We start from the raw sequence: 24,064 nt of genomic DNA, 5'->3' as shown, positions 1-24,064 counted from the left end.
AACGCCGCAATCTTAAATTACGGCGTTTCCATTCTACAATAGCATAAGGACCTTAACCTATTACAGGTTTTTCTGTAATGAACGGTTGTTTATAATGTCTTTGACCTGTAGATTTATAGAGGGCATTTGCAAGGGCACCGATTATTGGTGGTAAAGATGGTTCTCCTAATCCGGTTGGGTCAATACCGTTATCTACAAAATAAGTTTCTATTTTCTTAGGTGCTTCTTTATGTCTTATTAAGCGATAGGTATCAAAATTTTTGTGTTGTGGCTGCCCGTCTTTAAATGTCATTTCACTGTAAGTAGCGTGACCTATACCGTCAATGATACCGCCTTCAATTTGATTTTTTGCAGCCATAGGGTTAATGACTATTCCGCAATCTACGGCACACCATACCTTATCTACCTTAGGTGATTTTGAATCATTGTTCAGGTCCAGAACTTGTGCCACATAAGAGTTATGGCAGTAGTATGCAGAAACTCCTCTTGCAGTTCCGTTTTTCTGACTGCCGTCCCAATCTGCTTTATCTCTTACTAATTTTAAAACGCCCGCATACCGCACTGGATCATAGTCATTTTTTTCAGGATTGCCAACCGGGTTTTTTATCGCCCTATCAAACAATTCCAATCTAAATTCAATTGGGTCTTTCCCTGCTGCTTCGGCAACTTCATCTAAAAATGCTTGTTCGGCACCAGCAACAAAGTTAGAACGTGGCGCGCGCCATGCCCCTGTAGTAACATTGGTTTCTAAACTAAATTTTTCTGCCAAATAATTATCTACTGCTCCTGCCGGAAATCTATTTTCAAAAAGTAGATCATCATTGGATCCTGCACCTTTTACATGCCAGGCAATTAAGTTTCCTTCTTTATCTAGCCCCGCCTTATACTTTACTTTATAGGTAGGGCGGTAGGTGCCTTGGGTCATGTCATCTTCACGAGTGTACACCAACTTTATGGGAGCTTGCATATGTTGCGAAATCACCGCAGCTTCTACGCCAAAAGTACCATAGAGACGACGACCAAATCCGCCACCCATACGGCTCATTTTTATATCAATTTTCTCCACTGGCATACCTAATCTGGATGCCAAGGTTTTTTCTAAAAACTCCGGAGTCTGTATAGGTCCGTTGAACAAAGCTCTTTCAGCGGTTACATCTGCATAAAAGTTCATAGGTTCCATGGTATTGTGTGCCAAAAATGGAGCACTATACGTACGTTCTATTATTTGATTGGCTTTTTTAAATGCACTGGCCACATTACCATCTTTACGCGCAGGTTCTTTAGAAGATGTATTCATTAATTTTGTCAACGCTTCATCATGCCCTTTGGTACTTTCTAAAGCGGATGTTTCTTCCCATTCCACGTTTAAAGCCTTTTTAGCTTGCATACATTGCCAAGTACTTTCGCCAACAATGGCAACTAATTTGTCAATAGAACCAGCATCTGACCATTGCCTTTCTGTATCGTCTTTATAAACATCAATAGGAAAAACATCTTTAATACCGGGCATAGATTTTATAGCATTGGCATTCATAGATTTATAGGTCAATCCAAAAGCAGGCGGATGCACGATCATGGCGATCATCATTCCTTCCTCTTGAATATCTATACCGAACAAAGGTTTACCGGTAACAATATTTGGTCCGTCCACGTTTCTTTTATCTGTCCCTATAATACTAAAATCAGCGGTTTCTTTCAGTTGAACCTCTTCGGGAATAGACATTGTTGCAGCTTTTGAAGCCATGTCACCGAAACCGGCAGAATTGTTAGATGTTGCGTGACTAATAACTCCGTTGTCCACGGTAATTTCAGAAGCATTAACCTGCCAAGTATCGGCAGCTGCAGCCACTAACATATGTCTGGCAGTAGCACCGGCCATTCTTAGTCCTGACCAACCAGCACGGATAGATTGGCTACCACCTGCTAATTGTCTTTGAAAAATATCTGTATTTAAAGGAGCCTGTTCTACAATTACATTTTTCCAATCTACACCAAGTTCATCGGCAACGATCATGGGCATAGACGTTTTTACATTCTGTCCAATTTCTGGGTTTGGAGACATGATCGTTACCGTACCATTATCACCAATTTTTAGAAAAGCATTGATGTCAAACCATTCTTTTGGTATGTTGCTAACTTGTTCAGGGCTGGGTTTGCAAGAAGCCAACCAGCTGAATCCTAAAATCATACCGCCACCTGCAAGTGTACTACTTTTTAAAAAAGAACGTCTATTATATGTTGTTTTAATGAGTGTCATTTGTATCTTTTTTGAAGGTTAAAATCCCCAAATTTTGGGGTTATAATTACGCGTTAGAAATACTTGAAGCATTTTTAATTGCTTTCTTTATTCGCGTATACGTGCCACAACGACAGATATTACCGTTCATAGCATCTTCAATTTCAGTGTCCGTAGGATTAGGATTTCGTTTTAAAAATGCACTGGCGTTCATTATTTGTCCGGCTTGGCAATACCCACACTGGTACACATCTTCTTCTAACCACGCCTTTTGTACTGGGTGATCTCCGTTTTCTGAAAGTCCTTCAATGGTAGTAATAGATTGCTCACCAACGGCAGAGATCGGCAGCTGGCATGAACGTACTGCATTATCACCTAAGTGAACCGTACATGCGCCACATTGTGCAATACCGCAGCCAAATTTTGTGCCTACTAATTTTAAATGATCTCGTAATACCCAAAGCATTGGTGTAGAGGGGTCTACATCTATATCTTTAATTTCTCCATTAACTTTTACACTGAAATTTGCCATTCGTTTTTGCTATTTGATTGAGTTGCTTGAAATTAGGGATTTTTTTAGATTTATTTGATTGATTTGGCAACAAATACTCTTAAAGTTTACGTTGCTAAACTTTGACATCTAAAATAGCGCTATTGGATCAATGTCTAAAGAATTTATCCATTTTCTAAATAATTGATAAATACAATTCAATTTAGATAGGTTTTGACCCTTATCACTGCTGCTTTTTAACTTATAAACGGAAAGAGTTATTTAATTTATCTATCGTGATATTGTAAGAGTGTTCATCAATATATTTTTATCTATAGTAAATAACCAATTGTTTTTGACGGCATTTGGATGAAAATAAAACATATGATTACCCAAAATATAGCCACCTCAATTTCTAAATCAATTATAGATACCGTTGGTAAAACACCTTTAATAAAACTTTCTAATATCAATAAGAACAGCAATTATAAGCTCTTTGGTAAGTTAGAAGCCGCAAACCCTGCCGGAAGTATAAAGGACAGGACTTCCTTATTTATGATCCAAAAAGCTTTAGATGAAGGTAAAATAAAAAAGGGAGATACGGTTGTAGAGTCTAGCTCTGGCAATATGGCCGTAGGTTTAGCACAAGTTTGTCTGCATTTTGGACTTCATTTAATTGTGGTGGTAGATCCAAAATTGAATTCACATACAGAAAAGATTCTTAGAACTTACGGTGTACGTATAGAAAAGGTAACCAAACCAAAAGACGATGGAGGTTATTTAGGTGCACGTTTAGAAAAAGTACAACATTTGCTAGATACAATTCCCAATAGCTTTTGGTCCAATCAATATGGCAATCAAGATAATCCGTTAACGCATCATCAAACCATGACGGAAATTATGGATGCACTACATGGTAAATTAGATTACCTATTTGTTGCTACAAGCACGTGCGGTACATTAATGGGCTGTGCAGATTATATCGTTGAACATAATCTAAATACTAAAATTATAGCTGTAGATGCGGTGGGTAGTGTGCTTTTTGGTGGTCCGCCTTTAAAGCGATTAATTCCGGGTCATGGGGCAGGTGTACCTTCTCAATTTTTAAACATTAACAAGATTCACGATCATGTATATGTTGATGATGTGGATTGTGCAAGAGGCTGTTGGTCGTTGTTGGAAAATGAATCTATTTTATGTGGAGGTTCTTCTGGCGGTATGATCAGTGCCGTTAATAAGTACAGCAAAAAAATAGAAGCGGGGAGTAATTGTGCTTTGTTCTTATGTGATCGGGGTGAACGCTATTTAGATACTATTTACGATCAAGACTGGTTGCTAAAGGAATTACCGGAAAGTAGAAACGCTTTTACGCCGTTAGGAGGTTGGCAGGTAGCATAATATATGAATGACAATAATACATATAAGGTTGGTATTATAGGTTTTGGACCTAAGGGATTTTACGGTTTTGAAAGATTGGTAGCGTATTTAAATGAAGCTAAAGTTTCAAGTACGATACAAATTCATATATTCAATACTACGGCATTTTTGGCATCTGGCGATGTATATAGAACAGACCAGCCAGCGTATCTAATAATGAATTATGCCAACCGTAATATCAATAGTTGGGTAGTACAAGAGCCTTTTTCAATGGCTAGTGCAACACCGGATTTTGTAACGTGGTTGACGGCAAAAGGTCATGCCAATGCGGCTCCGGGAAAATATGCACCTAGGTCTCTTGTAGGTGGTTATTTATCAGATTGTTATCAAATGGTGTTAGAACAATTACCAAAGAATGTAGTGGTAGTTGCCCACATTGGTAGGGTGACCAATATGATACAGCAAAACGAAGATTACCACGTGTTTTATACGGATAGGAAAACCGGGGAACAAGATATTGTTGCCTGTAATAATATTCTTTTTACAACGGGTCACCATTCCTTTAAAGCTCAAAAACCTATTAGTGAAACTTTTGGTAATAGGATTGATTTTATATATCCTACCAATGAAAAATTAAAATCTGTATCAGCAGCATCTTTGGTTGCTATAAAAGGTTTTGGGCTAACAGCTATAGATGCAATTTTAGCGTTGACAGAGGGCAAGGGAGGTAAATTTAAGAAGAATGATAAGGGCGTTTTAAAATATTTTTCATCGGGAGAAGAGCCTTACAAAATTTATCCGTTTTCAAGAACAGGTTTGCCCATGGTTCCAAGAAACGGCTCACCTACATCAGATGCCCAATTGTATTTTTTTACCGAAGCGGTTATAGCAGAATTAAAACAAAATAGACCTATTAGTTTTAGTTGTACGATATTGCCTTTGATTAAGAAAGAATTTTATTTTACGTACTACAGTGTATTGTTTAAGAATTATGGTCATCAATTTTATTTTGATGATGATTTTACGGTTATGGAAAATCAGGTGCAATATTTTCATGAAGATTATCCTGAATGTCCGGTTTTTAATTGGGAGACTATAATCAATCCGTTTAGGGATGAGTCCGTATTATCAACAGTTGTAATACAAGTTTACATCCAATTCTTAATTGATGAAGCTAAAGCAGGTGAAGATAAAAGTCCGTTCATGGCAGCCGTAGCTACATGGCGTAAAATAAGTCCTATTTTTAATGAACTCTATAGTTTTGGAGGCTTGGATGCGGTTTCGCATAAGAAGTTTGATTCGTATTATTTTGGCTTGTTCAATCGCCTATCATACGGTCCGCCAGTTAAGAACATGCAAAAAATATTGGCTCTGTGTAAAGCAGGTATTTTAGATTTTACCTATGTTAAATCTGCAAGTATTACTAGAAACGAATCTAAAAACAATTTTAGTCTATACTTAGAAAACGGAAAAGAAACCGATATAAATTATAGTATAAACGCAACTATTTCAAGAGCAAAGGAAGGCGAATTTGAAAATGAGTTATATCAGAATTTATTAAAGAACGGACTTATCCGTGAATTTGAAAATAAATTAAAGGCAGGTTATAAACCTGGCTGTGTAGCAATTAATAAAGATGGGAATGCCATAAATGAAGACGGTACTATAAACACTACTATTTCTTTTTATGGAACCCCTACAGAAGGCATCACTTGTGACAATGATACGTTGTCAAGAACCCGAAACGATTTTGCAACTGTTTGGGCAAAAGCTACCTGTGAGGCAATTAATAAGAAAGACGGAAGCACTGAAAACTATGAAAGAGAAGAAAATGTATTGTAAAGGAAAGCCTAAATATCAACTGACTCCAAAGACCTCTGGTTGGATGCATGAACTATTTAATGATCAAGCTGTTGTTAAAGGTCTGGTTGAGCGCTATGGTTCGCCCATAAACATACATCATTTACCATCATTCAATCAGAATTGCGAAAACTACAAACAGGTTTTTGAATCTTACGGATTAAAATACAGAATCTTTTACGCCAGAAAGGCTAACAAATCTAAAGGCTTGGTAAAACAAGCATTTGCATCTAGTATAGGTGTAGATACTGCTAGTTTAAAAGAATTGGAACAGTCTTTAGCATTGGGCGGAAATGCTAAGAATTTGGTATTGACGGCAGCGATAAAAACAACACCTCAAATAGAATTGGCCATAGAAAAAGGAGTGCCCATTATTTTGGACAACGAAGATGAATGTGTGTTAACACAGGCAGTTGCCAAAAGAATGGGTAAGAAGGCAAATGTAGGTTTTAGAATTAGTGGCTTTGAGGTTGACGAAGAAAAACTGTACAGTCGTTTTGGTTTTGATGTGGATGATGTAATCGATTTTGTATCCTCATATGTTGGTGAACATAAAACCTTTGATATGTTAGCGGTAACAGGATTACATTTTCATTTAGATGGGTATTCTACGCAGCAGCGAAGTGTAAGTTTAATAGCAAGTATAAACATTATTTCAACTTTGAAAGAAAAAGGATATCCTGTCTCGTTCATAGATATAGGCGGAGGAATTTTGATGAATTATCTAGAAGAAGAAAAAGAGTGGTTGGCCTTCAATGAAAATTTAAAGAAGGCAGTTGTAGAGCAGAGCAATAATATTACATTCAACGATAATGGTCTAGGTTTTAGACTAGAAGAAGGCAAGTTGAGAGGTAAGCTGAATACCTACCCGTTTTTCAATAAAATAAACAAAGGTTCATTTATAAAAGAGGTGCTAGATTATATGGATGATGCATCTGGGTTATCGGTTGCATCATTATTAAGGGAAAATGATATTGAAATCCGTATTGAACCCGGTAGATCACTTTTGGATCAAGTAGGTATGACGGTTGCGAAGGTCATCCACAGAAAAAAAGATGCCAAAGGGCAGTGGCTGGTTGGGTTAGAAATGAACATGAGCCAAATGATGAGCTCTAGCGCAGATTTTCTATTAGACCCATTTATGCTGTACAATTCTGAAGTTGAAGAAAACGAAAATGTAGATGTATTTTTTACAGGAGCTTATTGTTTGGAAAGAGATGTATTGTTAAAACGAAAAATGACTCTGCCAAGATTACCGGCAATTGGGGAGTATGTAGCTTTTGTAAATACCGCGGGTTATATGATGCACTTTTTTGAAACCGAAGCACATCTTTTTGAGCTATCTACCAATTTAATATTTACAGGTTCAAATGAAAAATTATCGTTTTTTCAATTTATAGATGATCAGAAGATTGTGCTAGAATAGTATTTTGAAATGCATTAATAACTAAGTCTTTTAAGACAAGGCAAATATGAGGTATTGGGTACATTGTAAAAAAACAAAATATCATGAAAATACAAGCATATTTAGCCTTTAACGGCAATTGTCAAGAAGCTTTGAACTTCTACGCAAAATTGTTTAACGCAGACATCAAAAACAAACAAACCTATGAGGATAAGAAAATTGATGTTCCTTCGTCTTTTCGCCAAAAATTGCAACACGCAGAATTAAAAGGTAGTGGAGTACATTTTATGGCCTATGATGCTGCGCCAGATACGCCATTGAACAGTGGTAACCAAATTAACATGAGCGTTGATTTGGATGACTTGAATGAAGGAAAGCAATTGTTTAGCGATTTGTCTAGTGGCGGTCAAGTACATCACGAATTTAGAGAACGTGAATGGGGACATTTTGGTAGATGTACAGACCGTTTTGGAATAGGATGGATGGTAAATGTAGATAAGTAGATTACTCTTTATGGAGTAATTAAAACTTCTAGATATAGTATATTAAAATAGCGAGGCAAAACTTACTGGAGTTGTGCCTCTATTTTAAATTAAAACAAAAAATATGGACATTATATATGAATATGACGGCGTTACCGCTAGTCAAAGATTAGAAAGTTTTGCAGAAGAGAAGTTGAATAGACTTCACCAGAAGTTCAATGACATTATTAGAGCAGATGTATTTTTAAAACAAGAAAACACCTCGTCTGATGAAACAGGTATGATTTGTAACATTCGTTTAAGTCTACCAGGTCCAAGAATTTTCGCTGAAGCAAGTAATGAAAATTTTGAAGAGTCGGTTATTGAATCGGTCAGTGAATTGGAAAGGCAACTGAAAAAGAGAAAAGATAAGATGACAGCCTATTAATACACAATTATGAAAAAAGCATTGATACTTTATTTTGGTAAAAAATTCTATACGAATTGGTTGAAGCAAAAGCGGGCTAAACAGTCAAGATTTGCCCAAAGAAATAAGATATAGGTTAAATTTGAATAAAAAAAGCCCTTGTAGTTTACAAGGGCTTTAAGTTTTGGTAATAATTTTTATTTATGATTTTCTAGTATCTCAGAAGTTTCCAGGTCATTTTGTAAACTTTCCTTCTGTGCTCTGATGACTTCTTTTAAACGAGGAGGCATCATAGTTTCTGCTAAAGCATTACCATAGTCATTAATTGCCGCTTTATCACCTCTTACAGCTTCTTCTAACATTGCCTCGTCATTATCTTCTGCAAAGAATGCCTTAACATCCATCCATGTTCTATGCAAAGTACCGGCAGCGCTACCTTCAATTTCAACTCTTCCCAAATCTAATTCTGGTACAGATGCCCTTAATTCTCTTAAGAACTGCATGCGATCCACAACTTTTTTTTCAAAGTAACTTTTAATACCTACTTGTTTGGCATTTTCAGCTGCTTTTTCAAAACCCTTAATGGCATCCTCATTTTTACTGACCAAGTCCTTAAGGCTATCTTCAATTTTCTTTATATCGGTATTCATATAATTATGTGTTATTAGGCTGTTATACCTATGATTAAAAAATTCTATGTTGTTTCCAAGGTACTTGTATTAGGTAAGTTACCTTGACTATATACCATAGTAGTTTTGCTGTATTCAACAAACCAAAATACCTAATGAATAGTAGCCTTAGGGAAAGTAATTGGCCAACATTTTCAGCGGATAGAGTCAACCCTTAAAGTAAGTTCCTGTTATTTTAGAGTGGACTAAAAAAAAAGATTATGAGTTTATCACCATTATTTGGAGTAGTAAAAATGTTAGTAAGAAGTAAAAAATTGAAAATGGCAGCTGTAGGGTTGCAACTGGCTTATTTGGGCTATACCTATTATTCAGAAAAGAAAAAAAACAAACAGGTATCAAAATAATTAGTTTATTAGCGTTAACTTATTGATTTACAGTACTTAACATAAGTTAATTAAACAGGTTGATTTACAGATTATTATAAAACCTATGAATTTTTATTAATAACTAATTGAATGGATTACTAGACCTTTGAAGTATTAATCCCCAAAATCTAGTAATATGAACAATTCAATTAAAATGAGCATTTTATTTGCTTGTATGGCAACCATGGGTTATTGCCAAGATTTGGCCTACAATGACAACGGTACCAGTTTTCAACAAAGAAAGGTTACTGAAGTAGTCAATCGTACAGAGAATTATAACAAACTAAAGACACTTGGTTTTTCTGATAAAGAAATCTTTGAAGATTTAGGTAATGCTAATTTTCTAACGAAAAAATATGCGAATGCGTTATACTGGTATGGTAGACTTATGGAGATCTCTGAAGATGGTACTTTAAAAAGAAGCTATCAGAAAAGATTTGATCATGCGGTATCTCAATTAGGCAAAGAAGTCCAGAATGAAATTGCAGATGAAAATTGGACAGAATTAGTGAAAGATGATTATAAGATGACAAGTACTATGCCGTCTCGTTTAACATCTAATCATGGAAGAAATTTTTTACCGTGGAACGATCAAGGTAGTCAAAAAGAGTTGGCATCTAACCATGCTAGTCCGTTAAAAACTACGGGTGAGTATGCCGCTCCGGTTGCATTGACCAATGGTGGTAACACGGCATACTATAGTAAGACTACGTACCGCAAGCCGGTTACCGGTATGTTCTCTAAAAAAAAAGAAATACACAAAATTTATAAAGCCGATAGAGTAGGTGGTCAGTGGAAAAAGATTACGGAAGTGGCCGTATGCCCCGGAGATTATTCTGCCAAGCACCCTGCAGTTTCGCCAGATGGTAGTCGTTTATTTTTTGCATCTAACATGCCAGGCACCTACGGAGAATATGATATTTACGTAGCTACTATTCAAAAAAACGGAATGTTAGGTCAAGCTAAGAACTTGGGCTCAAAAGTAAATACGGCAAAGAATGATGTGCACCCAAATCCAATTTCTAACGGTAGCTTGGTTTTTGCTTCAGACGGTAGAGAAGGTTACGGAGGTTTAGATGTGTATATGGTAGAAGTTGGTCAACGTAGTGTTGGTCTTACGGTAAACATGGGCAACACAATAAATAGTTCCTATGATGAATATTCCGTGAACCTATTGCAGGGCGATGGTTCTGGTTACGTAGTATCAAATAGAATGGCAAAAGGGAAGCATACACAGAATGTAGCTTTTAACTTAAACGATAAGCCTATAAATGATAAAGATAGAGATGATCGCTTCTTAGAAGCATTCAACTCAGAAAGACAGACGCAGTATTCCAGTTCTGTATTTGAAGATGAATAACCACCCATTATTCATTTCCCCCAATTCATAGACAAATTCAAATTTAATCGTTAAAATCAATCGTTATGGAAAGTCCGTATAAAATCAATAGTTTACTTATTGCTTTATTCTTATTGGCTCTTGTCCAAACAGCAAAAGGTCAAGAAACCAATGCAAACTTAGGATCTAGTAGTACCTACCACAATCAATTATTCTTCAACAGGTTTTTTATAAACCCCACGTTTTCATTGGTACGGGAAAACAAGTCTTATTTAAACATTCTACATAGAAATCAATATGCGACCTTTGATGATAATAGTCAAAATTATTTTCTGGGTTTTAGTAACAAGTTAAATGACCACACCGCAGTAGGAATAGGTGTTTATAGTCAATGGTCTGGTGTAGTTCAAGAATTTGGATTCAATGCCAACTACGCATCTGCAGTACGTTTAGGAGAGAAATCTGTATTAACGTTTGGTACTAATGTAACATACTTTAATCAAGGTTTGGACAAAAATAGAATTGTTGCTGCAGAAGACGATCCACAATTGGCAGATGCAAGAAAAGAAAGTAAAATTGCCGTTCAACCAGGTATCAACCTATCGTTAGGTAGCTTCGATTTTGGTCTGTATGCAGAGGATCTTTTAAAATACAATCAAACAACAAATGAATTTTTGACCGAATTGTCTACCAAGAGTGTAAAGGCATCGGTACAGTATACGCACGCTTTTGAGCATTCTAGAGGTCTTTTTGAAAATGCTCGTTTAATGCCAATGGCACAAGTAGGTCAGAATTATGATGGTAGCTTATACTACTTTGGGTCTTTATTATTAGACATGCCTAAATATGGTTGGTTACAAACTACGGTAGATGAAGAGTATGGAGTAGCGGCCGGTGTAGGATTTAACCTAAGTGAAAAAATGTCATTAGGTTATTTAATGGAGAAAGATTTATCTAGTGAAGATGCAAACCTTGGATGGAATCATGAGATTACATTAGCTTACAAGTTCAAAGATGATGATTTGGCTATCTCTGTAGCAGATAATTCATCAGACAATCAAATAGATAACATTGTACGTAATTATGAAGAGCAGATTGCCCACTTAATTGAAGAACGGGATAATGCAAGAAAATCTGGGCGTAAAAAACAAGAAGCATCCATAAATGCTACTGCACCTGTATCAGAAAGTAGTTTAGCATATGAGAACAAAATTATTTTAGATGAATTGATTCTGCGTCAAGACTCTATAGAAATAGAAAGAATCGCTGCATTTGAAGAACGATTTGAGCTGATTGTAAGAATGCTACGTAATGATATTGATACAACGATAAAAAGCTCTTTACAAGACTTTAGTGTACAGGAAAACACATCATATGCAGCTAATGATTTAAAAGATGATGCAATGGATTTTGTTACGGAACCTGCAGATGCATTTGCAACGGCATCAGCAACAGCAACATCGTCAGCGTCAAAGACAGCAACAACTTCTTCTTCAAGAAGAGCAAATTTCAAAGAATTTCCAGCTACAAAAGATAACTTTAAAAAGATGCCAGTAAAGATGTTGGTAGATTCTGATGTTATAGATATGAACTCTGGGTATTATGTAATTGCAAATGTATACAGCCAAACAAAGTATATGAATGCTTTTATGAAGGATCTTAGGGAGAAAGGTTTAGATCCAAAACAATTTTACAATAAAGAAAATGGTTTGTACTATGTATACTTGGCAGATTACGATTATAAAAATGAAGCCCAAATGGCGGCAAGTACAGATTTGAACGGAAAATACGATCAAGAGAAATGGATCATGCAAGTAAACGAAGCTACGGCAACTGCATCTAATACTTTTGAGGATGATTATATAAGTATCGAGTAATGGATTAAAAACTATTAATCGGTTTTATGGTTGATTTGAATTGTCAATAAAAGGAGGGGTGTTATCCGGGGGGATAACTGGGGCCCCTCCTTTATTTTATTGTTTACACTGGTGGTGATTCTCGGTTTTAACTTTATGTTGACTATCGATGAATTACCTTATTTTTTTATAAAAGGAGGTATTTGAACGAAAATTCTGATGTTTTCAACGGGTATATTACATAAATATATATATTTCGATCATGAAATAGATTCAAACCCAATTGTATAACCCCAAATCCCCCCCCACATTATGAATGAATTTTACCTACTAAATTCCAGTTTCAAAACTCATTTTTTTCTACACAAGATTTCTATCTTTTTAGAATTTCGAAATCTCATTAATCCAAAGTTAGGCAAACGCCTCAGTTTTACGAATTGATCCATTAACGGTTATCCGTTTTTGATTTAATTTTTAATTGAACAATAGCGAAGTACGGTCTAAATTTAGGCTGTTCTTCTGGGGCAATATTTGCCAATTTTTAATGTAAAAAGAACGTATGGTATAGACTATTCGTTCCTAAAACATAGCTATTGTTTAGTTATTTCAGTCTTGCAAAAGGCACTTGAAGTTACTCAAAACTAACGTTAGTTATTATTCTGTTTTTCAGAATGATAGCTTCAAAAAAAACTATGGAGATTATGAAAAATTCAAGTATTAGAATAATAGTATTAGAAAAAGATAGTTCATTACATTCTGTGTATAAAAATCACTTCGAAGATATTGATGGTTATGAAGTGGTAGGCAGCTACACATCTGCCAAAGATGCCATTAAAGATTACAAGTTTACCAGACCACAAATTGTACTGTCTGAAATTGATTTAGATGATATGAACGGGGTAGACGCCATTAAGCTTTTCAAGAAAAAAGATTGGGAAGTAAAAATTATAATGTTCAGTGAAATCAATGATTTTGACATTATAAAAAATGCTTTTAAAAAAGGAGCGAACGGTTATTTGACAAAACCTTTGACCTTGGATAAATTGGAACATGCATTGCGGAGTATAGAAACAGAAGGTGCCGCTATGAGCAATGATATTGTAAAGAAAATCATTAGCAATTTTCATAGAAAGACATTTGCCTTTTTCTCGGAAAGAGAGAATCAGATTGTGGACTTTCTATGTCAAGGAGCGACTTATAAAATGATTGCTAAAAAGTTATTTGTGACACCTAGTGCCGTAAATTTTCATATTCAGAATATTTATTTGAAGTTAGATGTAAACTCAAAATCAGAGGCACTTTCTAAAATAGAACAATTACAGAATCAGCTAGAGCAGTATTAAAAGCAAATTCATGTGTATGGAATGTAAGGGTAATACGAAAACCCTTTCGGAAATATATTAGATAAAAAAAAGTATGTAATCAATTGATTGTCAGTGTGTTTGTATTTTTTGTATTATACGCATAGATTTTGTGGTATATCTATTTCTTGGTGTGCATATTTAATGGTCGGTATAGTAACTATTTTTGGTTTAACTTATTACAGTAAACCAATATATACTATTTATGTACCATTTAGGATTAGACATCGGCAGTTCATCTATTAAGGTTGCTTTGGTAAATGCTTTAACAGGAAAGAGTGTTGGGGTGGTTACTGAGCCTGAGACAGAAATGTCTATGGAAGCAGTTAAAAATGGTTGGGCAGAGCAAAGTCCAGAAGATTGGTGGAACTATGTTTGTATTGGCATAGCAAAATTATGTGTACAAGAAAATATTAGTAAATCTGATATTACAGGTATTGGAATTTCATATCAGATGCACGGTCTAGTGCTTATTGATAAAGAAGGGAATCCTTTAAGAAAATCTATCATTTGGTGTGATAGCAGGGCAGTGGGCATTGGTCAAGCGGCCTATAAAGAAATTGGAGCACAAACTTGTGATACCCAACTACTGAATTCACCATCAAACTTTACGGCATCTAAGCTAAAATGGGTGAAAGAAAATGAACCTGAAATTTACGCGAAGATTTATAAAATGATGCTTCCGGGTGATTATATCGCATATAAGTTATCTGGAGTAGTGAACACAACGGTATCAGGTTTGTCAGAAGGTATTTTATGGGATTTCCAAAAAGACAATATAGCCAATTTGATATTAGAACATTACGGTTTGGAAAAAGACATGATTCCAGATATTGTAGATACGTTCTCCGTTCAGTCCACAGTTAATGAAAAAGGAGCAACCGAAAGCGGACTTTCCATAGATACACCAATATTATATAGAGCAGGAGATCAGCCAAATAACGCGTTGACGTTGAATGTGTTTAACCCTGGTGAAGTTGCTGCGACTGGGGGCACATCTGGGGTCGTTTATGCTGTAACAGAGCATCTTTCTGTAAAGGAAAGTTCTCGTGTAAACAACTTTGCACATGTAAATTATTCCCCGGGAAAACTCACTAGAATAGGAAAATTACTTTGTATCAATGGAGCTGGAATTCAATACCGGTGGTTATTGAATAACCTTGGTGTAACATCGTATGAGGAAATGAATAGATTGGCAAATGAGATACCTGTTGGGTCAGACGGTGTAGCTATGATTCCGTTTGGTAACGGAGCAGAAAGAATGTTGCTAAGCAAAGAAGTGGGAACAAGAATTCTCAACCTAAATTTAAATAATCATGGTAAAGGGCATTTATGTCGTGCAGCGCTAGAAGGCATTGCTTTTTCATTTGTGTACGGAATGGAAATCATGGAATCTGACGGAATAGAAGTAAATGTGATGCGTGCAGGTAATGACAACCTGTTCCGTTCAGAAATTTTCTCCAATACAGTATCTACATTAATAGGGTACGATATTGAAATCTATGATACTACGGGAGCAATTGGTGCGGCAAGAGCGGCAAATCTTCATAAGGGTGATTTTGAAGCATTTGGAAAGGCAATTTTGGATAATGATTACGTAATGACATTTAGTCCAAAAAAAGATAAAATAACCTACCAAGAAGCCTATGCCACTTGGAAAAAAGAATTAGAATTAATATTGAACAACTTATAAAATTACCATAATGGCAAACAAGGAATATTTTAAAGGAATTGACAAAATTAAGTTTGAAGGAAAGGAATCTGATAATCCGTTAGCCTTTAAATACTACAACCCGGATCAAGTAATAGCGGGTAAAACCATGCGTGAACACTTTAAGTTTTCAACAGCGTACTGGCATACTTTCTGTGGTCAAGGTTCTGATCCATTTGGTCCCGGAACACAGAATTTTGAGTGGGATAAATCTTCTGATGCCGTACAAGCAGCTAAGGATAAAGCAGATGCTGCGTTTGAATTTTTTGACAAAATAGGATTTGATTATTACTGTTTTCATGATTTCGATTTAATTCAAGAAGCACCAACTTTTGCAGCATCTGAAAAGAGATTGGCAACGATTACAGATTACTTAAAAGAGAAGCAAAAAGAATCTGGTAAGAAATTACTTTGGGGTACGGCTAATTGTTTCTCGAACCCAAGATATATGAACGGTGCGGCTACCAATCCGGATTTTAACGTATTGGCAAGAGCAGGTGGGCAAATTAAATTGGCTTTAGATGCCACCATCGCTTTAGGTGGTGAGAACTACGTTTTCTGGGGAGGTAGAGAAGGATATATGTCTTTATTGAATACAGATTTAGGTCGCGAAGTTGATCACATGGGGCAGTTTTTGACTATGGCAAGAGATTATGCGCGTAGTCAAGGGTTTAAAGGAAATTTCTTTATTGAGCCAAAACCAATGGAACCAATGAAGCATCAGTATGATTTTGATTGTGCTACCGCAATTGGGTTCTTGAAAGAATACGGTTTAGAGAAAGATTTTAAAATGAATATAGAGGTGAACCACGCTACATTGGCACAACATACATTTCAACATGAAATTGCCGTTGCTGCAAAAGCAGGTATGTTGGGTAGTATGGATGCCAACCGGGGAGATTACCAAAACGGTTGGGATACCGATCAATTCCCTAACAACATTCAAGAAACTACAGAAGCTATGTTGGTATTCTTGGCAGCAGGCGGATTGCAAGGTGGCGGAGTGAACTTTGACGCCAAAATAAGAAGAAATAGTACGGACTTAGAAGATGTATTCCATGCGCATATTGGTGGTGCGGATACTTTTGCAAGAGCATTGATTACTGCAGACAAAATTATTGCGTCATCATCTTACAATAAGTTACGTGAAAACAGATACAGTTCTTTTGATGCTGGCAAAGGAAAAGATTTTGAAAATGGTAAGTTAGATATGACTGATCTTTATAACATCGCTAAAGAAAATGGTGAGTTAGAATTACAGAGTGGTAAGCAAGAATTGTTTGAGAACATCATTAATCAATACATCTAAATCTTTTAGTCCTAAAAGTATCATGGCTTTTTAGGGACTAATACTTATAAAATAGGAGTCAAAATGTCCCTAGGTTTTTACCTTAGGGACATTTTGATTTTTAAGTATAAATTAAATGTCAATTTAAATATGTTCTTTTGCAGTATAAATTATGAAAAAAGTAACCTTAAAGGATATTGCCGGGCATTTTGGTGTTTCTATCTCTACCGTTTCTAAAGCGATAAATGATAGTTACGAGATTAGCAATGACCTAAAGTTAAAGATTCAGGCGTACGCAAAAGAAAAGCATTACAAACCTAATAGATTGGCGCTTAATTTATTGAACAAAAGCACTAAAACTATAGGCGTAGTTGTACCTAATATTCTCAACTACTTTTTTGTTCAGGTTTTATATGGTATTGAGAAGGTGGCTAACGAGAGTGGTTATAATATTATTAGTTGCATTAGTAACGAGTCTAAGGCAAAAGAAACAAAGACGCTAGAGTTTTTTGATGCCGGTACGGTTGATGGCGTTATTATGTCCTTGGCAGAAGAAAGCCAGAATGAAGATCAGCATGATGCATTAATAGATGTTATTAATAATGATATACCCGTAGTACTTTTTGATAGGGTTTCGGAGAACGTGCAATGCGATAAAGTGGTGGTAGATGATTTTGAGGCAGGTTATAAAATCACTAAATACTTAATTAATATCGGTTGTAAAAATATTGCGGTGGTAAATCCTATTTCTAGCTCAAGTGTAGGTAAATTAAGATTGCTAGGATACAAAAAAGCATTAGAGGAATTTGAGATTCCGTTCGATCCTAAATTGATCATCAATTTTACCGTAAAAGATGACTTAGATTTATTGATGTCGTTTCTTTTGAACTATAAAACCATTGAAGGTATTATTGGGATTGATGAACTGATTGCTGTTCAAGTTTTAGAAGTGGTAAAGGCAAGAGGTTATAATGTTCCCAATGATATTTCTATAATTGGTTTTACAAATGGGCAACTGTCTAAATATGTTACTCCTTCATTGACCATGGTTAGTCAGCATGGAAAATATATTGGAGAGCAAACTGCCAAATTGTTGATCAATAGAATTAAGAATCCCGGGTTGCCTTATGAGACTAAAATGGTGAAAACTAGTTTGTTGGTTAGGGATTCTACTAAAAAACTACAATAAATTTATACGGTATCTGGGTGCGGATGATTCCATTGCCCCCGATATTCTCGTTGTAACAGGGCAGTGGCTTCAGGATCGTTCAGAACCGTTCTAGTTTTTGGGTCGTAGATTAAAGGTCTTTTTAAGTCCATAGAAAGATTTGCCAAGATACAACTGGCTGAAGAAATATGACCTTGTTCAATATCGGCAATAGGTTTGGTATTATTTTTTATTGCATTTAAAAAATTAATCATATGTCTGCGTGTAGCAGGTGCAGCATGCAATTCAATATCTTTTTCAGTACTATCTTCAGGATATTTTTCTTTCTCGTACAACACATTAAAACGAATGGTTTCACTACCATCTACAGGAACAAATTCTGCTTTCATCACGTCGCCTTTTAGAACACCTTTTTCTCCATAGATTTTAAATGCCCATGGGTATTCTGGATCATCAGGGTTTCCCCAAGTTCTATGTTGCCAATTACAGTTGATTTCATCATATTCAAACACTGCAGATTGCGTATCGGATATATTAGATTTCCCACCTTTCTGAACATAAATTCCCCCTTCGGAACTAATACGTTTGGGCCATCCCAAGCCAAGCATCCAGCGAACGGTATCCAGCGAACGGTATCCAGCATGTGTACGCACATATCTCCTGTAATTCCATTTCCATATTCCCGGAAAGTTCTCCACCATCTTTTGTGCGGTAAACCATCGTATGGTCTCATAGGAGCGGGTCCAGTCCACATTTCATAATCAAAAAAATCCGGTACTTTTTGTTCAGGCGGATTTCCATTGGCGCGCATGTGGTAATAACAGCACATATCTACGTGGCCAATAGTGCCCAATAATCCCTTATCAACAATCTGTTTTTTAGCTTCAATTAAATGCGGGGTACTTTTACGTTGGGTACCCACTTGTACCACTTTGTTATATTTTTTAGCTGCGGCAACCATGGCTTCGCCTTCCATAACATCAACACTACTAGGTTTTTGAACATACACATGAGCACCAGATTTTATAGCGGCAATGCAAGTTAATGCGTGCCAATGATCAGGAGTGCCTATAAGAACAATATCTAGCCTATGCTTTTGCAGCATGGTTCTATAATCAGTGTATAGTTGCGGTTTTTTGCCATTTTTCTGTCGTTCAGCTACTAATTGGGCAGCAGTATTCAATTGGTTTTTATCCACATCGCAAAGCGAAACTACTTCAATATTTGCAATTTGTATGAGCCGTAATAGATCGCCCGTGCCATACCATCCCGTGCCAATGAGCGCTACTTTTTTAGGTTGCTCATCTGCGAAAAATTGAAAAGCATAAGAGGGTAAAGTAGTAAATAGTAACGTTGCCGATGTTCCTTTAATAAAAGTTCTTCGTTTTAAAGCTTGTGGTTGGTTAGGCATGATCAATAGAGTTTAAAAAGATTGTAACTATCATTAATATTGAAGTTAATACAAAGAATAATTTAAGAAAACATCTAATAATTATGTATTTGATACTATTTTAAGGGTTTAATGTACTATTTTTTAAATAAAAAAAAGCCTTGTTTTTCTATTAAAGCAAGTTTGAAGTAAGAACATAAAGCTCAAAAGAAGTAAGAAAATTGAAAGTGTTTAGACGTTGGGGGAAGAGAATAGACCTTGGTATTTTATTCTGTAAATTGGTGCTACCAACTTCTGCGTTTATGGGTTAGTACTAAAGTTGTAAAGAACGGACAAATGTGCGTAAAAAATATCCGTCCATCCAGTAGCCAATGTTATTCAGCTAAAAACACGGGTTCTTGTTTTATTAAATAGTTAAATTGTAGGCAATAACTAATTTCGAATTATGCAGATAAAAGAATCTTCAGAAATCTTTGATGTTATCATCGTAGGTTCAGGAGCTGGTGGTGGTATGGCTACCAAACAATTGGCAGATGCAGGTTTAAATGTAGCTGTTGTAGAAGCGGGTCCGTTTTTTGATCCAGCTGATCCAAAGACCATGACGCAATTAAAGCAACCATACGATTCTCCAAGAAGGGGAGCAGGAACTACACGAGCATTTGGTGAGTGGGATATGTCATGGGGAGATTGGGAAGTAGATGGAGAACCATATACACATGCAGAAGGAACTGAATTTAGATGGTGGCGTGCAAGAATGCTTGGTGGTCGTACTAATCACTGGGGTCGTATTTCTTTACGTTTTGGTCCTAAGGATTTTAAAGGAAAAACTCGTGATGGTCATGGAGACGACTGGCCAATAGGGTATGAGGATGTTAAACCATATTACGATAAATTAGACAAATTAATTGGTGTTTTTGGTACCAATGAAGGTAGAGAAAATGATCCTGATGGATTCTTTCTTCCTCCCCCGAAACCAAGATTGCACGAACTATTTTATATCAATGGTGCTAAGAAGGCTAACATACCGGTTATACCGGGTAGGCTTTCCATGTTGACCAAAAGAATTAATGAAGACCGTGGAGTTTGTTTCTATTGCGGACAATGTGGGCGATCATGTCAAATATATGCCGATTTTTCAGCAGGTAGTTGTTTAATTTTTCCAGCTCAAAAGAGTGGTGGTCAGGTGAAATTGTTCGTGAATTCAATGGTACGTGAAGTTCTTACCAACGAAGAAGGTAAAGCAACGGGCGTATCATATATCAACAAAGAAGATAGAAAAGAATATACACTTAGAGGTAAAGTGGTAGTATTGGCTGCATCTGCTTGTAGTTCTGCCCGTATCCTTTTAAATTCTAAGAGTAAGCAGCATCCTAACGGACTGGGGAACAGTAGTGATCTTGTTGGTCGTTATTTGCATGATTCTACTGGAGCAAGTGCTGCAGGGGTTATCCCTGGTTTAATGAATAGAAAAACCTCTTATAATGAAGATGGTGTAGGAGGAATGCATGTATATTCACCATGGTGGGGCGATAATTCAAAACTAGATTTCCCAAGAGGATATCATATTGAGGTTTGGGGTGGTATGAGCCAACCAAACTACGGTTTTGGCTGGGATCCAAATGCCATGAATAAATACTTCGGATTAAAATCTGGAGGATATGGTGAAAGCCTACGTGACGATGTTAAAAAATATTATGGGTCAGTAATAGGTTTTGGTGGTCGTGGAGAAGGTTTGGCAGTTAAGGATAATTATTGCGAAATAGATCCTACTACGGTAGATGAATATGGTATTCCGGTATTGAAGTTCAACTACAAATGGTCTCAGTATGAAAAAAATCAAGCAAAGCATATGCATGATACTTTCGAAGAGATTATTCATAACATGGGCGGTCACTATTTAGGAGAAAAACCAGGGAAAGAGCAAGATTACGGTCTGCACAAACCAGGTGAGATTATTCATGAAGTGGGTACTACAAGAATGGGAGATGATCCAAAAACGTCAGTAACGAATAAGTTTCAGCAGTTGCATGATGCGGATAATGTATTTATTGTAGATGCAGGGGTATTTGTATCTCAGGCAGATAAGAACTGTACTTGGACGATTATGGCGCTTTCATGGAGGGCATCGGACTATATCATTGAACAATTAAAGGCACAAAATATTTAGATGATGGATAGAAGAAAGAGTTTACAAACTTTAATACTTGGTGGTGCTGCGGCAACCTCTGGGCTAGTCTTCAATTCCTGTAAGACAGAAAATGGCGAAACAGTAGATGAAGCCATTGCAACGACTAGTGAAAAATATTTTGGAAGAACACCGGCAGAGTTGGACCGCATAGAAAAATTGAATGCCGAGCAATTGTTTAACGAGCATGAAATGGAAACAATTGCGGCTTTAAGCGTTGTTATTTTACCTCCAAAGGAACCACATGGTGGCCCTATAGAGGCAGAAGTACCAGAGCTTGTAGAGTTTATGGGCAAGGATATTCCAGATATGGCCCCTACCTTATTAGGTGGTCTAATGTGGCTTGATCATAAAAGTAATACTGAATTTGGCACAGAATTTAAGTCGGCTACCTTAGCACAGAAAAAACAAATTTGCGATGAAATTTGCTGGCATGATACAGAGAAGCCTTTAAGTGAACAACCCTTGGAAATTCAATTTTTCTATACCATGCGTGGCTTGACCGTAACTGGTTACTATACCTCAAAAGTAGGTATTGCTGATTTGGGTTATAAAGGAAATTCACCAAATGTTTGGGACGGTGTGCCGCAAGATGTATTGGACCAACATGGTGTTGCCTATGATCCAGAATGGATAGCAAAATGTGTAGATCAAAGCCAACGTAATGTTATAGCAGAATGGGATGACGAAGGAAATTTACTCACGTAAATTACATCATAATGATAAAAAAAGTAATAGTTGCCGCTACCCTTTTGGGTAGTGGTTTTTTAGTTCAGGCCCAAGAGATTGGCTTACAATTGTACAGCCTAAGGAATCAGTTTAAAATGGATGTATCTAACACCCTAGGATTGATTAATGAATGGGGAATAACCAAAATTGAAGGTGGGGAAACCTATGATATGCCACTGAAAGAATTTAAGGGTTTATTAGCTAACTATGACTTAGAAGTGGTCAGTGTAGGTGCTGAATTTGCTGATTTGGAAAATGATGTGGAAAAAGTTATTAAAAATGCGAAAGATTTTGGAGCTACATATGTAATGTGTGCATGGGTACCTCATGATAATAACAAATGGGCTCTGGAGGAAACTAAATACGCCACGGAAGTTTTTAATAAAGCAGGTAAGATTTTAAGTAAAAACGGACTCGTTTTAGCATATCACCCTCATGGATATGAATTCAGACCTTATAAAAATGGTACTTTATTTGATTATATGGCTGAAAATGCAACAGATTTTACCTTTGAATTAGATGTTTTCTGGGCACAACATGGTGGTGCCGATCCCTTGGCATTATTGAAAAAATATCCAAAGAAAATTACACTTTTACATCTTAAGGATATGGATAAAGATGTTGAAGGTAATAATACAGGTCATGAAGAAGATGATACTAATGTTGTATTAGGAACGGGACAAATAGATATTGCCGGTGTAGTCGCTGAGGCTAAAAAATTAGGTATAGAATATATGTTTATAGAAGATGAATCTAAAAACGTAGTTACCCAAGTCCCTAAGAGCTTGGAATACTTAAAGAATTTGAAGTAAAACCAAATATTATTTTTGGTATATAACCTCCTATTTATAAGTAAGTAGGAGGTTTTTTATGCTATTCAATGATATAATAATTAAAGTGTTTTATTATTATATTGCTATAAATGTTTAGAATGCTAATGGTTTATTTTAAGTTTAAAGACCCAAGTCTTAATCAAATATAAATGAAAAAAATACTTTACTATGTAGTTATATTGCCCATTTTATTTTGCAGTTTAATGGTCGTATTAAGTTGTAAAACAGAAACTTCAAAAAAAGAAATACCTAAAGAAAACCCATCTTTACAGGAGGTAGTCTTAGATTCTATCATGGAACCCAAGGTAGAAAAACCTGTTTTTAAAAGTTTGGAAAATGTTGCGGATACCACATTTGTTCGTTTGGCAGACTATAGTGATGGCTTTGCGTATGATCTAAGATATGCTACTAAAAATAATTTTTTAAAAGAAAAGGTGTATGAGTGCGGGGAATGCTATACCAGGGCAAAAACGGTAAAGGCTTTACTAAAGGCAAATGAAGAATTTAAAAAGCACGGGGTAAAGATAAAATTCTATGATTGTTACAGACCTAATTCTGTACAGTATAAAATGTGGAAAATAGTACCTAACCCGCAGTACGTAGCAAACCCTGTAAAGGGTTCTATTCACAACAAAGGTGGGGCAGTAGACATTACTTTGGTTACTTTGGATGGCAATGAAGTAAAAATGCCATCAGATTTTGATTTCTTTGGTAAACTGGCCTATCATGATAATTTCGATCTACCACAGGAAATACTGGATAATAGAAAACTATTGAAAGAGACCATGGAAAAATATGGCTTCTGGTCAACTAGAACAGAGTGGTGGCATTATAATTTACAAGGGGCATCGCATGACCCCATAGCGAATTTTAAATGGGATTGTGATTAAGAAA

21 protein-coding genes are annotated in these 24,064 nt (G+C 36.1%); 16 read left to right on the top strand and 5 right to left on the bottom strand.

Translation table 11 applies throughout. From position 1 onward, the window contains the following. Positions 1 to 52: 52 nt before the first annotated feature. Both BW936_RS17900 and BW936_RS17895 read right to left on the bottom strand, forming a co-directional pair. Complete coding sequence (locus BW936_RS17900) at positions 53 to 2,257, bottom strand: xanthine dehydrogenase family protein molybdopterin-binding subunit (protein ID WP_076550930.1); 2,205 nt, start codon at positions 2,255 to 2,257, stop codon at positions 53 to 55. Between the two features lie 46 nt (positions 2,258 to 2,303). Continuing rightward, on the bottom strand, positions 2,304 to 2,768 hold the full coding sequence (locus BW936_RS17895) for a (2Fe-2S)-binding protein (RefSeq protein ID WP_076550928.1): 465 nt from the start codon (positions 2,766 to 2,768) through the stop codon (positions 2,304 to 2,306). Between the two features lie 342 nt (positions 2,769 to 3,110). On the opposite strand from BW936_RS17895, the gene sbnA reads away from it, so the two are divergent. From sbnA to hpf, 5 genes are all read left to right on the top strand, one after another. Next, positions 3,111 to 4,124: a 2,3-diaminopropionate biosynthesis protein SbnA gene (sbnA, locus tag BW936_RS17890; RefSeq protein ID WP_076550927.1), complete on the top strand. Its 1,014-nt coding sequence runs from the start codon at positions 3,111 to 3,113 to the stop codon at positions 4,122 to 4,124. A 3-nt stretch (positions 4,125 to 4,127) separates the two neighbouring features. Continuing rightward, entirely contained in the window at positions 4,128 to 5,945 is a 1,818-nt protein-coding gene (locus BW936_RS17885) for an FAD/NAD(P)-binding protein (protein WP_076550925.1), read from the top strand. After that, positions 5,920 to 7,389: a type III PLP-dependent enzyme domain-containing protein gene (locus BW936_RS17880; RefSeq protein WP_084182134.1), complete on the top strand. Its 1,470-nt coding sequence runs from the start codon at positions 5,920 to 5,922 to the stop codon at positions 7,387 to 7,389. Before BW936_RS17885 ends, BW936_RS17880 begins: the two co-directional genes overlap by 26 nt. A gap of 83 nt (positions 7,390 to 7,472) precedes the next feature. Continuing rightward, positions 7,473 to 7,871 (top strand): VOC family protein, encoded by a 399-nt coding sequence (locus BW936_RS17875; protein WP_076550923.1) that lies wholly within the window; start codon positions 7,473 to 7,475, stop codon positions 7,869 to 7,871. Between the two features lie 103 nt (positions 7,872 to 7,974). After that, positions 7,975 to 8,277 carry a ribosome hibernation-promoting factor, HPF/YfiA family gene (gene hpf, locus BW936_RS17870; protein ID WP_076550921.1) on the top strand — a complete coding sequence of 101 codons (303 nt, stop codon included), beginning with the start codon at positions 7,975 to 7,977 and terminating at the stop codon, positions 8,275 to 8,277. Between the two features lie 176 nt (positions 8,278 to 8,453). On the opposite strand, the gene BW936_RS17865 is transcribed toward hpf, so the two are convergent. Beyond that, positions 8,454 to 8,906 carry a ferritin-like domain-containing protein gene (locus tag BW936_RS17865; RefSeq protein WP_076550919.1) on the bottom strand — a complete coding sequence of 151 codons (453 nt, stop codon included), beginning with the start codon at positions 8,904 to 8,906 and terminating at the stop codon, positions 8,454 to 8,456. A gap of 239 nt (positions 8,907 to 9,145) precedes the next feature. Between BW936_RS17865 and BW936_RS19680 the strand changes: the two genes are divergently transcribed. From BW936_RS19680 to BW936_RS17835, 7 genes are all read left to right on the top strand, one after another. Continuing rightward, positions 9,146 to 9,289 carry a hypothetical protein gene (locus BW936_RS19680; RefSeq protein WP_159439037.1) on the top strand — a complete coding sequence of 48 codons (144 nt, stop codon included), beginning with the start codon at positions 9,146 to 9,148 and terminating at the stop codon, positions 9,287 to 9,289. A 157-nt stretch (positions 9,290 to 9,446) separates the two neighbouring features. Next, the gene (locus tag BW936_RS17860; RefSeq protein WP_076550917.1) at positions 9,447 to 10,670 is read left to right on the top strand and encodes a TolB family protein; all 1,224 of its coding nucleotides are present in this window, start codon (positions 9,447 to 9,449) and stop codon (positions 10,668 to 10,670) included. A 65-nt stretch (positions 10,671 to 10,735) separates the two neighbouring features. Beyond that, positions 10,736 to 12,526, top strand: coding sequence for a PorP/SprF family type IX secretion system membrane protein (locus BW936_RS17855; protein WP_076550915.1), 1,791 nt, complete (start codon positions 10,736 to 10,738; stop codon positions 12,524 to 12,526). Positions 12,527 to 13,206: 680 nt separating this feature from the next. After that, positions 13,207 to 13,848, top strand: coding sequence for a response regulator transcription factor (locus BW936_RS17850; protein WP_076551010.1), 642 nt, complete (start codon positions 13,207 to 13,209; stop codon positions 13,846 to 13,848). Between the two features lie 223 nt (positions 13,849 to 14,071). Continuing rightward, positions 14,072 to 15,559, top strand: coding sequence for a xylulokinase (locus BW936_RS17845; protein WP_076550913.1), 1,488 nt, complete (start codon positions 14,072 to 14,074; stop codon positions 15,557 to 15,559). Between the two features lie 10 nt (positions 15,560 to 15,569). Then, on the top strand, positions 15,570 to 16,886 hold the full coding sequence (gene xylA / locus BW936_RS17840; RefSeq protein ID WP_394333598.1) for a xylose isomerase: 1,317 nt from the start codon (positions 15,570 to 15,572) through the stop codon (positions 16,884 to 16,886). A 151-nt stretch (positions 16,887 to 17,037) separates the two neighbouring features. Further along, positions 17,038 to 18,054: a LacI family DNA-binding transcriptional regulator gene (locus tag BW936_RS17835; RefSeq protein WP_076550910.1), complete on the top strand. Its 1,017-nt coding sequence runs from the start codon at positions 17,038 to 17,040 to the stop codon at positions 18,052 to 18,054. A 2-nt stretch (positions 18,055 to 18,056) separates the two neighbouring features. Here BW936_RS17835 and BW936_RS20000 read toward each other — a convergent pair whose 3' ends face one another. Both BW936_RS20000 and BW936_RS17830 read right to left on the bottom strand, forming a co-directional pair. Beyond that, positions 18,057 to 18,422: a hypothetical protein gene (locus BW936_RS20000; RefSeq protein WP_244156267.1), complete on the bottom strand. Its 366-nt coding sequence runs from the start codon at positions 18,420 to 18,422 to the stop codon at positions 18,057 to 18,059. Between the two features lie 11 nt (positions 18,423 to 18,433). Continuing rightward, positions 18,434 to 19,444 carry a Gfo/Idh/MocA family protein gene (locus BW936_RS17830; RefSeq protein WP_244156266.1) on the bottom strand — a complete coding sequence of 337 codons (1,011 nt, stop codon included), beginning with the start codon at positions 19,442 to 19,444 and terminating at the stop codon, positions 18,434 to 18,436. A 424-nt stretch (positions 19,445 to 19,868) separates the two neighbouring features. On the opposite strand from BW936_RS17830, the gene BW936_RS17825 reads away from it, so the two are divergent. From BW936_RS17825 to BW936_RS17810, 4 genes are all read left to right on the top strand, one after another. Beyond that, complete coding sequence (locus tag BW936_RS17825; protein WP_076550907.1) at positions 19,869 to 21,590, top strand: GMC family oxidoreductase; 1,722 nt, start codon at positions 19,869 to 19,871, stop codon at positions 21,588 to 21,590. A 3-nt stretch (positions 21,591 to 21,593) separates the two neighbouring features. Next, positions 21,594 to 22,316 carry a gluconate 2-dehydrogenase subunit 3 family protein gene (locus BW936_RS17820; protein ID WP_076551008.1) on the top strand — a complete coding sequence of 241 codons (723 nt, stop codon included), beginning with the start codon at positions 21,594 to 21,596 and terminating at the stop codon, positions 22,314 to 22,316. A gap of 11 nt (positions 22,317 to 22,327) precedes the next feature. Further along, positions 22,328 to 23,149, top strand: a complete 822-nt coding sequence (locus tag BW936_RS17815; protein WP_076550904.1) for a sugar phosphate isomerase/epimerase family protein — start codon at positions 22,328 to 22,330, stop codon at positions 23,147 to 23,149. 170 nt (positions 23,150 to 23,319) lie between these two features. Further along, positions 23,320 to 24,060, top strand: coding sequence for a M15 family metallopeptidase (locus tag BW936_RS17810; protein ID WP_076550901.1), 741 nt, complete (start codon positions 23,320 to 23,322; stop codon positions 24,058 to 24,060). Positions 24,061 to 24,064: the final 4 nt, after the last annotated feature.

Origin of the sequence: Maribacter ulvicola, from assembly GCF_900155985.1 — a bacterium.
Taxonomy (GTDB): Bacteria; Bacteroidota; Bacteroidia; order Flavobacteriales; family Flavobacteriaceae; genus Maribacter; species Maribacter ulvicola.
Note: the sequence above shows the minus strand (reverse complement) of the source record. Positions and strands in the feature narration are given on the sequence as shown.